A 16905-nucleotide genomic window follows, 5' to 3' on the forward strand; every position below is an offset into this window, starting at 1 on the left:
CGTTGTCGTCGGTGTCGGCGTTGTCGTCGGTGTCGGCGTTGTCGTCGGTGTCGGCGTTGTCGTCGGTGTCGGCGTTGTCGTCGGTGTCGGCGTTGGCGCTACATCGTTATCAGCGATCGCCACTGTCACCCCTGGAACCACAACCACATTATACTTAGCATCACCACTACTCACACTGTGAGTGATATTAGCGCTGTGCGCCCCTTCCACAATCGTATCGTCAACAGCTTTCACAGTAACGGTTTTAGCGACATTCCAATTATCCGCAGTGAAAGTCACAGGGGCGATAGCCTCTATCTCATTACCTGTTGTGAGAGTGATAGTTACAGGGGCGATCGGCTGCGACATTAATTTGAGCTCATAAATGCCATTGGCACCGCCTTCTGTCGCAGTTGTACTCGTCGTAGTAATAGAAACACCAGCGGTATCATCGTCTTTATTGCTGAGGCTAACATCCGCTACATCTTTGTTGCTGTAATTCGGATCTGTACTAACAGTAGCCGCCGTGACAATTTTGTAGTCAATATTGCCGTCAACAATGCTATCATTGACTCCTGTTACTGTCACCGGCAGCGGTGTATTCCAGTTAGCCGGAGTGAATGTTAAACTATTAGTTGAAACAGTTCCCTCGGCAACATTGTCACTGGTCACACCGATAGTCACATCAGCAGTCGGCTGAGTATTTAGAACCACAGTAAAGTTAGCCTTTGTGCCATTTTCACCAGTAGTTAATCCCGCCGTCGGATTCACCGTAATTCCCGGAGTTTCATTGTCACTGTTGGTGACGGTGACATCTTCAGGATCGAGGTCATTGTAATTAACATCGGTACTCACAGCAGCAGCCGTGACAATTTTGTAAGGTAGAGGGCCATCAGCTACCAAATCGTCAACACCACTCACCGTTATTGTTTGCGGTTGATTGTAGTTAGCCGAAGTGAAAGTTAAGCTATTAGTTGAAACTGTTCCTTCTGCAACATTGTCACTCCTCAAACCGATCGCAACATCAGCAGTGGGTTGAGAGTTGAGTGTGACAGTGAAGGTAGCAGTGCCACCGACTTCACTTGTAGTTAATGCTGTTGGGTTAATAGTAAAGCCAGCTTTGTCATCATTACTGATAGTTGTGGTAGCGGTAGCAGTGGTAAGTGTCGGTGTAGAATCTAATACCGAGGGATTTGACAGCGTAACCTCAAGGGTTTCATTAGCTTCGATCGCACTGTCGCCTAAAACATCCAGAGTAATGGTTTTCGATGTCTCGCCTGCTGCAAAATTAATCGTACCAGTCGCAGCAGTTGCACCGGATGTGCCGCCGATGTTGTTGTAATCGCTGGCGTTTGTAGCAGTACCTGCGATCGCATAATCTACTGTGCTCGCCAACTCAGTGCAACCGCTGCGGGTAACAGTAAAAGTGGCAGCAGTTTTGCCTTCATTGCCTTCTGTAACGGTTGCAGTACCAGCACTAATCGCGTAGTCGATCGGATTAAGCAGAATTGTCACCTTGCTAGCACCCGATCCGATGCGATCGCTATATGCAGAAATCACCCTGTTAAATCCGGCGTAAATCTCGGAATTGACTGGCCCGCCATCATCAGGTTGACCGTTGAGGGCGTAAAGATATGGGGAATTCAAGCTATTTTTTAGCCCGCTTTTGTTATCCCACGCAAGTTGTTCGTTGCTGACTTCTAACTCGACGGGGGAACCGTTGGTGACCAAGTTAGGCACATTTCCTGGGGTAAGGAATCCGCCAGCGGGTGTATTGTAGTCATTGCCGTTAACGCTCATATTTGCGTTAACAATCTGCATCTCGGCATCGCGGCTGTTAGTGCTGGCATCCCCTCCATAGCCATCGTTTGACGCTGAGTCGCCGAGATTTACCGTCCATCCTGACGGAGTTTTGTCGTATTCAACGATAAATTTCGCTTTTTTGATCTTGCCGTCAAAATTGATTTTGGCTACGGCTTCTAACCAACTGTCTGCGTTTGAGTCGGTCGGGGTATTTACTAGAGAAATAAACGGGTTTGGCCCACCGGTAATTGCGCCTGTTTTGAGGTCTATTTGGTACGGACTCAGGCTTGAAGGTTGACCGTTAGCCGCAATAGTTAGTATTGTTTGTTTGGTTGTACCGGCAACGCCACCGGTGATTGTGCCAAAGTTGAAGATTGCGGTTTCGGCATTTTCAACTATGTTGTCGGGTTTGATAGTAAATGCAACATTCTGGGTGAGTGCGTCACCTGTTGCACCTGCGGGGAATGTAATCGAGGTAGGCGAAAAGGTGTAGTCTGAATTTTCGGTGGCTGTGCTGCTGGGGTCGATGACAATAGGCACTGTTACAGCAGCGTCAGGAGTGGCGCTGATAGTAACGGGAATATTGACTACTGTATCTGCGGTTCCTTCACTGCCACTGTAAGTTGCAGCCCCGAAATTTACCGCCGGGGTTGTATTAAGCAGAATCGAGGTGTTTTGACCGCCAAAGTTCGCGGTAGCTAAATCGGATAAGCCATCTTTATTAAAATCGCCTACAACAATACCTTGGGGATTGGTTCCCACAACAAAATTAGTGGCAGTGCCAAAGCTGCCATTGCCACTTCCAAACAAGACGGAGACATTGCCCGATGAATTGTTGGCTGTGGCTAAATCGACTTTTCCATCGGCATTGAAGTCACCACTAGCAATAGCAAGGGGTTGTGTTCCAACGGCAAAGTTGGTCGCTGCACTAAAGTTTCCCGTGCCATCTCCTAACAGTATTGATACGTTGTTTGATCCGCCTTCGTTACTCGTTGCTAAGTCAGGATTATTGTCTCCGTTAAAGTCTCCTAAAGCAATGTAATTAGGGCTATTTCCAACAGTAAAGTTAGTGGCGGGGGCGAAAGTGCCATCAGCATTCTGCAACAGGATGGATACGTTGTTAGAACCCGCGTTCGCTGTCGCAAAGTCTGACTTGCCATCTTTGTTAAAGTCGCCGACAACCACAAAATAGGGACTTGACCCCACGCTCAAATTAGTAGCTGCGCCAAAAGTACCATTACCATTACCGGGCAAGATGGAGACGTTGTTAGAGGTTTGATTGGCTGTAGCTAAATCTGAATTGCCGTCCCCGTTGAAGTCTCCCACAGCGACGGTATACGGACTTGACCCCACCCCAAAGTAGGTGGCTGCACCAAAAGTGCCATCGCCATTTCCTAAGAGGAGAGAAACGTTGTTAGGCCCACTATTAGCCGTAACCAAGTCAGAATTACCGTCTTTGTTAAAGTCGCCTACAGCGACAGACGAGGTAGCGAGATAGGTCGGCGGGCTGGTGTTAAGATTAGTGGCAGCGCCAAATTTGCCAGTGCCATCTCCCAATGCGATCGAGACGTTGCGACCCTCTCCAGTGGTTGCAAAGGCTAGGTCAAGGTTGCCGTCTTTGTTAAAGTCCCCACTCGCAACTTTACGGAGACTATAGGTTATGGGAAAATTAGTTGCAGCACCAAAACTATTCAAAACATACTCGTAACCTGCTAATACTTCGGCTTCAAATGCCAGCGGCGTTTCTATTTCCCCGGTTCTGACTTCCAGTTCCCAGTCGCCGCCTTTGGCTACACTTCCCGTGAGGTTTTGGGAAGCTGCAACGTTTGTATTTGTGAGTTGGGCAATCCGTTGGATGAAGGCTACACCGTCTATATCTCTCGCCTGTTCATCATCTATGGCGTATTCATCCGATCCGCCGTTCGTTTCAACCCCCGTCTCATAGCGAAAGTCCTCGCTCAGGGACTGTTTATTGAGGTTGTTACCAGTCGGTTTCAACCGACTTTCGCTTTGAGACAGGGAATTCATTCCCTGGCGGACTTTCGGGTAAGTGCGAGGTGATGATGCGACATTACAACCGTAAATCAGAATGTCCGCATCAACACTTAAAGCACTCCGCCACTGCCGCAATTGCTGAGAATAAGCGGACAAATTATCTGCACTCAAGTAGCCATTACCCAATTGCAAGCTGCCGGGAGCACCGTGAGAAACAATGTGAATGCTGTCAATATTGGTACGAAGAGCTAAAATTTCAGTAATTTGGTCGATCGCATCTTTATTCCCATCCAAAACGACTACTTCCGTACCCGGTTTTACCCCGGCAATCAAACCTTGATAATTTTCAACTTGACTGTCGATAAAGGCGATCGCACTTGGAGAAACTTGATTATTTAAATTTGGCATATTGCACCTACTAATAGCTAAAAAAAGACAATAATTCCCCTGTTTCGCGACTTGCATCCGAAACACTTTCTGAAGGTTGTAGTAACCATAACTGTTTTTTTAGAGAATATCTATAAAGTTTTCTTTATAAACACCTTTTTATTTAAAGTTTTGATAAAGTTGGGGGATTTTATTAAGTAATATTACGGATAAGCCAGCGCGAGGTGGATGAGATAACACAAAAACATTTCAATAGCAAGTGTCATTATACTGAAATATTAAGAACGGGATTTTTGATACATATCTGCCATGCGGTTGGGCCGTTCATTTCAAGCCCTAGCGGACTTTCGCAAGGGTGGGGGCGGGTGTACGGGATAATTGGTATTAGGCAATTATTTCCCGTAAAACCCGCCCCTAAAACTTATTCGTTACCATCTTTACGGGCGATTCCCTACGGGATAGCTTCGCAGGCCCGGACTTACTTCAAACTCGCAGAGAATAAGTGCTTGAACCCACATCTTTCTCAAATCAAGCCGAAATTAACGGCACTAATACTGTTAGCAGAAACTCCGGTAAGAGAGGCTAAAATCTCCCCTGTTTGTGCAAACCGGATTAAAGTTGCATCGCTATCTTGGACAATGGCTAATTGCGAGAAAGTCAACCCGTTACCTAATACTAACAAGTCTGTACCCACTTCAAAATCAGCGATGGTATCAGTACCGGAATTGGTGGATAATAAGAAGCGATCGCTGCCTACATCCCCTACTAAGGTATCATCGCCCAAATCGCCACTGAGGAAATCGTTACCCTGACCTCCTAGCAGAATATCATTGCCTTGACCGCCGTAGAGGGTATCGTCGCCCTTTTCACCAATTAGGATATCTTCACCTCGATTACCCGAAAGGAAGTCATTGCCCGCACCACCAGTCAAGGTATCAAAACCCTTTCCGCCGTAGAGAGTATCGTCACCACTTCCACCATCTGTTAAGTCGTTCCCCTGATTGCCATTCATCCAATCATTGCCATCAAGGCTAAACAGCAAGTCATTTCCTTTTCTACCGCGCAATATATCATCGCTAGCGCTGCCCATGAGGGTATCATCGCCATCGGTGCTTTCGGTAGTATTTTCCCCATCTTTAACTAATTCAATACCGCTTTCTGGGAATGGTTCTTCGGGTGTAGATGGTGTACTGGAGTCATCAGTATCTAAGGTATTGCGGACTGTTGGGTTGTTAGCTGTCGCCGCCTGAATTTTGGTATTTAGAGATGCACCAGTATTTTCGGAAATCGCCGACTGAATCGTCTTATTTCCGGCTGCGACTTGCAGTAAATCTTGGGCTACTTTTCCTTGTGCAACTTTTTGGATGCGGGCGATTTCTGTCGCGGCATCTGAGGGCGAGGAATTGCTGGATGCGATCGCCTTTATTCGCTGATTTCCCTCTGCAATAATTTGGGCAGCATCCGAAGCAATACTAGAGAGTTGCGGTACTTGCAGTTGACTCGTTGCCGACTCAATAATCGCTTGCAATTGTGTGGAATTGCTTAAGTCGAGAGTGCCAGATTTAATTCGATCGGCAATCGCAGAAATGACGCTAGAGGCAATCTCATTTTTAGCAGTATTGGAAGCACCGCTAATTAAATTTGTGACTAAAACAATGGTATTTTGTACCTGAGCGTGGGCTGCATAAACCGCCAAACCGTTCGGATCGTTTTGAGTAATTGCTTCTAGCGGATCGTAGCTAGTCAAGTCAATTGCTGGCGGCAGTCCCAGTGCAGATTTTACTTGAATTTGCGCCTGAATTTGGTCAATACCTTGCGCGACTAACTCCGTCAATAGAGTAGTTAATGGAGTGACGACAATAGCATCTGGTGTGGCAAATAGGGGCGTTTGCTGCGGCAAATAAGTAGAGGTATTGATACCGTCAATCATTACAATTCTGCCTTCTTCCGGTTCGAGGTCGCCGCTGTTATTTGTGTCGAAATCGTCAAGAGAGATATCTAATTCAAAGCTGCCATCCGCGTTAGTAATTGAGAACGGTTCGCTGTCATCTTTGACTCCATTAAAGTTGGCATCGAAGAAGATAGTTGCCCCGGTCATGTAACCGTTAATTCCACTTCCCTTTTTGCGAGAATTATCTCCCAGAGTGAAGTCGGCTAGTGGAAAAGTAGCAAAGTTTGTCTCCCATTTTTTCCACCCCAAACTAGCCTCACCATCCAGGGAAGCCTCTATTTTCCCTGTTACTTTAAATAGTTCAGAAGGTTTGTTGATGCGTTCAGAGATTTCAGAGGCTCTAATTTTCCCATCGCTTGTGCCGTTTTTTTCTCCCTTATCTACCAAATTAATACCTAATTCTCCCTTAATTCCTCCTGTTATATAACCAGAAGCAGCCCACACATCTACTCCACCACCAGCATCAATTTGAGCTTTTAGTTTTAGTTCATCAACATCACGTCCCTTACCATCGAGATCGCTCACATAAAATCCATCCAAAACTTTAGTAGCCGATCGCGAATCGAATCCAGCTTTTTTCCACTGTTGAAATCCGTAGGTATCGTATCCAAATCCTAAGTCAGCATAAGCACTAAATTTCCCTTTAAGCAGTCCGCTTATTACTCCCCACATCCGAAACTTTTTCGGCGGAACATCGAAGTTAAACGCTAGTTTTGGCATATCATAGGTAAAAAGGTTGACATCCGGTTTCCCTAAGAGCAGCTCAACTGCATTAATTGGCTGAGTCAATAGGGGGATGTCTAGACCTTCAAGCCCTGTAAAATTGTTGAGAAACTCCTTAACTTTATCTCCAGCTTTTGAGTTGATTTGTTCCTGAGTGCTTTGAGGAGTAGTTTTAGCTACAAGAGTTGCATTTTCAGTGCTAGAATTGGCATTACTAGCATTAAAGTCATTCAACCTGTAGGAACCTAGATCGAGGAATACTCCGTTATTATCAATTGATATTTGGTTGGCTAATTGACTGAGATCGTCAATTTTTTTAACCCCATCTAAGAATCGAGTATCAACTTTTTTATTGAATAATGTTTCTGCTAGTTCTAGTACAGTAACTTTACCATCTTTTTGGCCATCTTTACCTTTTCGATCGAATTTATCGGCGAGACGAATTTTAGACAGTAATTTAGTGTCAGCATTCAATAAGTCAACAACTGGTTTGAATGGCTTGACAACTTCCGAGATTTTGCCGACAATTGGTTTAGCGAAGTTACTGACAAATGTCCCTAAGTTAAGTTTGACATTATCCAGGTTTACTGTAGGAGTTTGCGGCCCGGTTAATTCACCGTTAGCGTAATTGACGATCGGCCAATTAACTCCAAGATCGAAGTTAAATGAGGGAATAGCTGCATTGCCGTTAATGCTGGTTTTAGCTTTTAAACCGAGATTGGCGTTGCTATTTAAGCTTGCATTCAATAAGTCCGACAACTGATAATTACCCGCTGTCAGTTCTGAGAAAGTTAAGCGCGATCCGTCATCATTACCTCCCAAATTATCTAAATCGTTCAGTTTGGCGGAAAATTTTGCTTCAGCTTTGGTAGGATTTTTGGCATCGTTTGCCAGGTCAACTTGGAAAAATCCTAATTTACCTGTAGCATTGAAATCACTATCTAGGCCGGCTGCTACACTGGCATCGAGTTTGGTTTTGTTGGTGTCAACATAAAATCCCAAGTCTTTATTGATGCCAAATCCTAAAGATAAGTTACTGTCAAATTTCGATTGTGCTTTGCCATTTACGTCCAAGCCTAATGCGGGAATTCCCAAGTCTCCAGAAAGGTTAACATCGGGTAAATCATAGTTTTTGTCTAGGGAAATTTGCAGGTTAATATCGTCGGGAGTTCCCTTGCCAGTTACTTTTAAACTAGGCAAAGAGAAACCGCTTAAACCAGGCAAAGACAAACCAAAGAAAGAACTCTGGCTGGGGAAAGATTTTCTTAATCCTGCTTGCAGGTTGGTGGCAATTTGTTCGGAAAACTTCTGAGTAAATTGAGAAGTTAGTTTTGAACCTAACGCTTCTGAATTGAAATTGCCATCTAGGGAGTCTTGGACGAGAGAATAGAGGGTCGAACTGAGAGTCCTATCGCCGATAGACTTCAACTCATCGATCGTCCTATCCTTGAATGTATTCAGGAAATTTAAAGCACCAGAATCGCCGGGAATTACATCTTTTAATTTCCCTAAAATTGGCAGTTTGACTTCCAGTAAGTTTTGACTGAGACTGTCTTGCAGCCGATTTAAACTCGTTTCTATCCCTTGTAAGCTTTGCCCCCAGTTAAAAGCGGCGTTATCGATGTTAACTGTTGGCTTTTGCGGTGCAGTTAATTGACCGTTGCTATAATTAATCGCCTGCCAATTAGCGCCCAGATCGAAACTTAAGGAAGGAAAAGCAGGATTGTTGTTAATGCTAGTTTTAGCTTGGAGACCGAGATTAGCGTTAGCAGTTAAATTAGCATCGAACAAATCTGACAACTGATAGTTGCCATTAAGTTCTGAGAGAGTTAAGCGAGATCCATCATTCCCACCTCCCAAATTATCCAAATCCTTCAAATTGACGGCAAGTTTAGCCTCAGCTTTAGTGGGTTTTTGAGGATTATTATTCAGGTCAATTTGTAAAACGCCTAAATTAGCTTGCCCCTTAGAGTTGTCATCTATTCCGGCGTCAAAATTAGCTGTAAGCTTGGTTTTGTCGGTATCTATGAAGCAACCAAAATCTTTATGAACACCCACAGCGATCGCCAAATCAAAATTGGCTGTCGATTTAGCTTTCCCATCCGTAGTCAAACCTAATCCAGGCATCCCTAAATTTTGGGCTAAATTAGCATCGCCTTGATATGCTTTACCCAGAGTAATTAGTAAAGTGCTTTCATCTTGAGTAGAATTGCGATCGACTTTGACGTTGAAATCAGCTCCAAGTACATTGCCCAGAGTAGTTTCTAACTGCTCGGTAGTTTGATTTACCCCATTTTTAACCGCATCGACTAACTTATTTTTGAAGCTGTCAATAAAATTGGGGGCAATGTTCTTGAGGGAACCAACTATGGGTAGTTTAATTGTATTTAGCTGGTCGTCAAGGATGTTTTCAAGTTTGTTCAATCCAGCTTCTAAGCCACACCAATTATTCTGTGTGTTGATGATAGCAGGGGGTGTCGGTGTCGGCGGTGTCGGCGGCTCGACTATAACTGGTGTTGGTGTTGGTGTCGGTGTCGGCGGTGTCGGCGGCTCGACTATAACTGGTGTCGGTGTCGGTGTCGGCGGCGTCGGCGGCTCGACTATAACTGGTGTTGGTGTCGGTGTCGGCGGTGTCGGCGGCTCGACTATAACTGGTGTTGGTGTCGGTGTCGGCGGTGTCGGCGGTGTCGGTGCAGTGTCGTTATCTGCGATCGCCACTGTCACGCCTGGAACCACAATTTCGTTATACTTAGCATCAGTGCTACTCACACTATGAGCGATAGTACCGCTGTGCGCGCCTTCCACAACCGTATCGTCAACAGCTTTCACAGTAACGGGTTGAGCGACATTCCAATTATCCGCAGTGAAAGTGATAGGGGCGATCGCTTCAATCTGATTACCTGTTGTGAGAGTGATAGTTACCGGGGATCTCGGCTGCGACGTTAAATCGATGTCATAACTGCCATTCACACCGCCTTCTGTCGCAGTTGTTGCCGTGGGAGTAATAGAAATACCAGCGGTATCATCGTCCTTATTGCTAAGGCTAACATCCGCTACATCTCGGTTGTTATAATTCCCATCTGTACTAACAGCAGCAGCCGTGAGTATTTTGTAGCCAATATCGCCGTCAACAATGCTATCGTCAACCCCTGTTACTGTTACTGGTTGCGCTGTATTCCAGTTAGCCGGAGTGAAAGTTATGCTAGCCGGGGAAACTGTTCCCTCGGCAACATTGTCACTGTTCAAACCGATAGTCACATCAGCGATTGGCTTAGTATTCAAAACCACAGTAAAGTTAGCCTTTGTGCCATCTTCACCAGTAGTTAATCCCGCCGTCGGATTCACCGTAATTCCCGCAGTGTCATTGTCACTGTTGGTGACGGTGACATCATCAGGATCGAGGTTATTGTAATTAGGATCGCTACTTACAGCAGCAGCCGTGACAATTTTGTAAGGTTTAGGGCCATCAGCTACTAAATCGTCAACACCACTGATTGTTATTGGTTGCGGTTGATTGTAGTTAGCAGGAGTGAAAGTTAAGCTATTAGTTGAAACGGTTCCTTCTGCTGTATTGTCACTCCTCAAACCGATGGTAACGTCAGCAGTAGGTTGAGCGTTGAGTTTGACTGTAAATTCTGCCTTGCCACCAACTTCACTGGTAGTTAATCCCGATATTGGGTTAACTGTGAAACCGGCAGTGTCATCATTAGTAATAGTTGTGGTAGCAGTAGCAGTGGTAATTGTCGGTGTTAAGCCTGGGCTGGTGGGATTTGACAGGGTGACGGCAATAGTTTCGTCGGGTTCAACTAGGGTGTCGCCTAATACATCCAGAGTAATGGTTTTGGATGTTTCATCGGCGGCAAAATTAATTGTGCCAGTAGCAGTAGTTGCCCCTGAAGTGCCACCGATGTTGTTGTAATCGCTGATGTTTGTAGCTGTGCCGGTAATGGCATAATTGATGCTACTTGCCCCGCCTGTGTTGCCGCTGCGAGTGGCGGTGAAAGTCAGAGGTTTTGTGCCGCTATTACCTTCGGGAATGCTGGCAGTACCAGCGGCAACGGCATAAGAAACAGTACCGTTAGCAGCAATAGTTAATGTTGTTTGTTTGGTTGTACCTGCAATGCCTCCGGTGATTGTGCCAAAGTTGAGGATGGCGGTTTCGGCGTTTTCAGGGAGATTGTCGGGTTTGATAGTAACTGCAACATTCTGGGTGAGAGTAGTAGTGCCGGCGGGGAAAGTAATCGAGGCAGGGGAAATGGTGTAGTCTGAATTAGGGGTGGCTGTGCTGCTGGGGTCGATCGCAATTGGTACTGTTACATCAGCAAAAGGAGTGCCGCCGCTGATGGTGACGGGAATATTAACTACTGTGTCTGTTGTTCCTTCTGTGCCGCTGTAAGTTGCAGTACCAAAATTAACTGTATTGGGTGTATTTAACAGAATCGAAACGTCTTTAGAAGTAAAGTTTGGCGTAGCTAAATCCAACTTGCCGTCAGCATTAAAATCTCCCGCAGCGATCGAACGGGGAATAGTTCCTACACTAAAATTGACTGCAGTACCAAAACTGCCAGTACCATCTCCCAACAAGACTGAGACATTGTTATCTCCGCCGTTAGACGCGGCTAAATCGGTTTTGCCGTCACCATTAAAGTCCCCCGCAACCACAGATTCGGGAGATGAGCCGACACTAAAGTTGGTAGCAGTACCAAAATTACCCGTACCATTCCCCAACAAGACTGAAACGTTGTTAGAAGCCGTGTTCGATACGGCAAGATCGAGTTTGCTGTCACCATTAAAGTCGCCTGTAACGACAAAGTGATTCCCTGTCCCCGCGCTAAAGTTAACGGGGGCGCTAAAGTTGCCCGTACCATCTCCTAACAAAACTGAAATATTGTTAGTGGCGCTATTGTTCGAGGTGACTAAATCGAGTTTGCCGTCGCCGTTAAAGTCGGCTGTGGCAATAGTAAGAGATGCTCCTGTATTAATGGTAGCGGGAGTGCTAAAGCTACCGGTACCGTCTCCCAAAAGAATTGAAAGGTTGTTGCCACTCAAAGGGGCTGTGGCTAAATCTAACTTGCTATCTCCATTAAAGTCGCCCGCAGCGATCGATCGAGGATTTATCCCTTGACCGAAGTTGGTAGGATTGCCAAAAGTGCCAGTACCTGTCCCCAGCCGGATGGAAATGAAATTGCCGTTAGCGCCACTAAGAGGATTGGCTACAGCTAAATCGAGTTTGCTGTCTCCATTCAAGTCGCGCACTGCAATGGAATTGGGAATCTCATTACCGGGGTTAAATAAGTTAGTAGCAGTACCAAAGCTGCCCGTACCCGTCCCCAACAATATGGAAATATCTCTGGAGTTGAGGTTGAGCACGGCTAAGTCGGAGAAACCGTCGCCGTTAAAGTCGCCCGTACCAATTGATAAAGGAGTGGCCGTCGGGGCCAAACCCGCACTAAAGTTAGTAGCCGTACTGAAGCTGGAGAGAACGTGGCTGTAAGCCGCCAGCACTTCTGGCCGAAATACTAAAGGTGTGGCAATTTTCCCTGATGTTACTTCTAGGAACCAGTCGCCGCCTTTTGCTGCACTTCCGGTGAGGTTTTGCGAAGCAGCAACACTAGCGCCGGTTAACTCACTCAGGCGTTTTATAAATGTTTTACCTGTCTCGCCTGCTGCTACGTTGCACCCATACAAAAGAATGTGAGGTCGATTGTTGGGGATGGAGTCGGTTCGTGGCGAAAACCACTGCTGTAGAGAATTCCGATCGCACTCTATATCATCTAAACTAAAGCGAACGTCGGCCAGTTGCAAGCTGCCTGGACTGCCGTGAGAAATGATGTGAATGCTGTCAATATTGGTACGAAGAGCTAAAATTGCAGTAATTTGGTCGATCGCATCTTTATTCCCATCCAAAACGACTACTTCCGTACCCGGTGTTACTCCGGCCATCAAACTTTGATAATCTTCAACTTGAGGGTCGATAAAGGCGATCGCACTTGGTGAAACTTGATTATTTAAATTTGGCATACTGCACCTACTGGGGGTTAAAAAAATACAAAAACTCCGCTATTTCGTGACTGGCGTCCGAAACTATCTATCAATTTTTATTTATACAGACACACCCTTTCTCCGTACAAACCCGGTGAGTCCTCATCTTTTGTCGTAACCATAACAGTTTTTTTACAGAAAATATGTAAATTTTTCTTAAAAAATACCTGGTTAATTAAAATTTTGATAAAGATATGGAAAATACTTAAGTATTATTACTGTAACGAAGACTAGATTGAGTTACCACAAATATTTGTGAAACGTAAGTGCAATTGTACAGAAATTTCAAACTCAGCAATTTTGATACATACTTTAGGGTGCGTCAGCAATTAGTCGTGCAGAAAATACACTCTTCTAACGCACCTACGAAACTTTTGACTAGCGCAAACTCGCATCTATCCCCGCTAAAATCTCATCCGCTTGCCCGCACAAAGCAGCGTGACAGCAACCGTTACTCGCCAACAATCCCCCCCACTGACTCACATCTCCCCGGTTATATTGCAAAGTAGAACCGTCAAAACGAGTAAATTGACCGCCCGCTTCAGTCAAAATTAATTCCGGTGCAGCTAAATCCCAATCTTTAGGCGCCGACTTTCCCGAAAGCGCAATATAAACATCAGCCTTTTGTTCGACAATAGTCGCAATTTTACAGCCGATACTACCGACAGCTATTTGATTTTGACAAGGCAGTTTTTGTAACAATTGATTAAAGCGATCGCCCCGGTGACTGCGGCTAGTTACTATAGATAAATCTGCCACTATATTTCGCGCCGAAACCTGCAATTTGACCTTAGAACCGTCCCGACTTTCCATAAAAGCACCCGCATCGCGGATTGCGTAATAAATCTTTTGCTGTTCGGGCCAAGCCACAACTGCTAATACCGGTCTTCCCTCGAACGCTAAAGCAATGTGAACTGCAAATTCCCCTGTCCTGTCAATAAAATCTCGCGTTCCATCCAAAGGGTCAATAATCCAAACCCAACTTTGAGGTAAGGGAATTTGACCGTTTTTTTCTAAATAAGATTTGTAAGTTTCTTCGCTGAGATAGCCAAATTCTGTATGGCCTAAAGCCGACTGCAATTCGTCGAGGATGTAAGAATTGACAGCGACATCGGCGGCGGTGACGGGGCCATCTTTTTTCTCTTGGATGTCGAGGTTAGGAGTGTTGGAATCCTGCCGATAATAGGATTGTAGGATATCTGATGCACTCCAGGCGATCGATCGGGCAATTCCACTGATTTCTTCGAGAGTTTTCATGAATTTATTTTTTTTGAACTGCAGATAAACGCCGATTAACCCAGACTTCTGTAGGGGCGGTGCCCCCGTGCCCGCCCCTTACTCGTTCCCAGGCAGAGCCTGGGAATGCCTACCCGGAGGCTCTGCCTCCTTCTTCCTGTTTACTCGTTCCCAGGCAGAGCCTGGGAATGCCTACCCGGAGGCTCTGCCTCCTTCTTCCTGTTGGCAAAATCAGGAGCCGAGCCTTCCTTTTCCTATTAGTAGAATCGGAGGCAGAGCCTCGCTTATATGCGTTACCAGGCAGAGCCTAGTAACGAGAGAACGAGAGAACGAGACATCTTTTATTCTCTTAGTCCGCGTAGGCGGACTTTGTATGTGTAGCAGCGAATTATATTCGCCCGCTTGATAATTACCAATTAATATGAGGATATTTCCATTCATAATAATTAGGAAACACAAAATTAGTAAACGAAACCGAAATACTAACCTCCAATGATTTTACATGATGCCACCAACCAACAGGAATAAAGATAGCCTCTCCCGGTTCCAAAATGACTTCAATAATTTTCGCATCTCTGTAAAGCGGGTATTTTTCGTAATCGGGATTTTCACCATCCACCTTGCTAAAAACTCCGACGTGATTGTAAAGTAGAGGTGTTTGTTGGGGAGAAATCAACTTAATTAGTTTGCGACCAGACACTTGCGCTAAAATTAAATTAACAGGGTCGTGGTGCAGCGGTGTAATCGTGCCTTTCGGCCCGAACCAAAAGAAAACTCTGCCTTTTGTATCCGTTGGATTTAGGTATTCAGGGAAAATTTCAATGTCGTTGAATAGCGGTTTAAATTCCTCTCTTTCCAGAGTTTGGTTGTTAGCAACCATGTAGTAATCGTTGCTAGGCCCGCCCTTGACCACCATGTCTACATATTTGCGGAACAAAACAATTTTTTTGTGATTTTCTATTTTGATTTCGTAATTGGGGTCTGAGTTGCGGTTGGCTTGAATTTGCACCTCTGCATCGCCATATTTTTCTTGCAAATACTCCGGCGTCCACAACTGCAATGCTTTCCAGTTGTGCATGATATTGGTAATAATTACTGGAGTATTTTTGGCGTAGTAATTTTCGAGGAAATACTCTCTGGAAAGGCTGCTTTTGCGTTCGATTGTGCCAAACTTGGAAGACAATGCAGCTAATTGATTGTTAATCCTGAGATGCGATTCTAATTTCTGCAATAACTGCACGTAATGGCTACCTGCTTGGAAGTAGGGATGAGATGAGATTTCCCTAACTTCTGCGGTGGCTGTTTCCGCATCTATGCCGGTATTTATTAAGGCTTGAATGATTTCGGCGTCGGGTTGATTTAATAATTTGTTGGCCGCCACCCACTGTTTCATATTGTCGGGGACTTCTTGTTTGCTTGGGGTGAGTAGATTTGGCAAGTTTTGTGTCAGCCATTCTAGGTTAACTTGCTGTTGTTCTGTTAGGGTAATCCGCAAAGGGGGAAGGGTGATAGTTAGGGGTTGGGTGTCAGACATGATTCGGGTATGTTGTTTTGGGACTGTTTGGTTTGGTTTGAGGTTGTTTTACTAATATAGCAATTTTAACGAACCGCGAAGGCGCTAAGGGCGCGAAGGAAGAGAGGGAAGGAGTTGACAATTTTTGTCAAGGTTGTTATTAGGATTTTAACTTAACAGGTGTTGCTAGTTCAAGTTTTCTAGCTGGGAGGGGTTTTCCCCGGATAGTTTGGTTAATTTTCAATTAAAATTAACCCTGATTCATCCAGCCGCGAGTTCCGAAGTTTTTGCAGGAATGGGAAGCGATTTTAGCTGCTGCGGTGAGAGTATGTGTAAAGTTGTTATTTTGCAAAATGTAGTGACAGAAAGCGCCGTGAAAGATGTCGCCCGCGCCTAAAGTGTCTGTGGCTTGAATTTGAGGTATTTCTATAGTGCCGTAACTGCCATTGCTGAGGTATAAAATTGATTTTTCGCCGCGAGTGATGGCAATATGGGAAATTCCGGCTGCGGACAGGTAAGCAAAAACTTGTTCTGAATTGTCGCAGTTGGGTGGATGAAAATTATCGGAACATACCGCCCATTCAACGAAAGGCAATATTTCTTCTAATCCGGGTTTCCAACTGCCGCCGTCGAGGACAATGGGAATGTTTTTTGACTTGGCAAGTTGAGCAATTTCTTGGCTGGCTGCGATTTGATGTCCGTCAAGCAGTACAATATTAACTGATGTTAAAATATCCGGGTTAATTGTTTGACTGTCAACTTGCGATTTCGTAGCATTGATGGAAATTACCGATCGATCGCCGGTTGCTTCAGTTACAATAATCGAGGAAACTGGCGGCGAGTGCGATCGCCCCGGTTCCAAATCAATTATCCTGACATTATACTCCGCTAAGTCTGCACGAATTAATTGGGCGATCGCGTGAGTACCCAAAACACCAGCCCATACCGCCGCATTCCCCAAATAGCTAAAAGTGACCGCAGCATTTGCCGCCGGCCCGCCCGCAGCAATGGTACAATCAGAAGCAACAACTTTCTGATTTTCACCCGGAGGCTTCTCGGCCAAATAAACTAAATCTAAAGTCGCCAATCCCAAAAATAATCCAGTTTTCATATCTTCTTAAATATGTGGCATGGGCCTGTGGCATGGGCGTCCCGCCCGTGTCCCATCTGCGTGGCATGGGCGTCCCGCCCGTGTCCTCTCTGCGTGGCATGGGCGTCCCGCCCGTGTCCTCTCTGCGTGGCATGGGCGTCCCGCCCGTGTCCTCTCTGCGTGGCA

The 16905-nt window shown here is 45.5% G+C and carries 5 protein-coding genes; all 5 read right to left on the reverse strand.

The features are described from left to right. A partial coding sequence (locus QUA16_RS15390; RefSeq protein ID WP_333181210.1) for a DUF4347 domain-containing protein occupies positions 1-4185 on the reverse strand: 4185 nt, incomplete at its 3' end. 502 nt (positions 4186-4687) lie between these two features. After that, the gene (locus QUA16_RS15395; protein WP_333107670.1) at positions 4688-12859 is read right to left on the reverse strand and encodes a DUF4347 domain-containing protein; all 8172 of its coding nucleotides are present in this window, start codon (positions 12857-12859) and stop codon (positions 4688-4690) included. Between the two features lie 399 nt (positions 12860-13258). Next, the gene (locus QUA16_RS15400; protein ID WP_333107671.1) at positions 13259-14137 is read right to left on the reverse strand and encodes an inositol monophosphatase family protein; all 879 of its coding nucleotides are present in this window, start codon (positions 14135-14137) and stop codon (positions 13259-13261) included. 388 nt (positions 14138-14525) lie between these two features. Next, entirely contained in the window at positions 14526-15650 is a 1125-nt protein-coding gene (locus tag QUA16_RS15405; RefSeq protein WP_333107672.1) for a cupin-like domain-containing protein, read from the reverse strand. A gap of 229 nt (positions 15651-15879) precedes the next feature. Beyond that, positions 15880-16740 (reverse strand): sugar kinase, encoded by an 861-nt coding sequence (locus QUA16_RS15410; RefSeq protein WP_333107673.1) that lies wholly within the window; start codon positions 16738-16740, stop codon positions 15880-15882. Between the last annotated feature and the right edge of the window lie 165 nt (positions 16741-16905).

This window comes from Microcoleus sp. S13_C3, from assembly GCF_036700905.1.
GTDB lineage: Bacteria > Cyanobacteriota > Cyanobacteriia > Cyanobacteriales > Microcoleaceae > Microcoleus.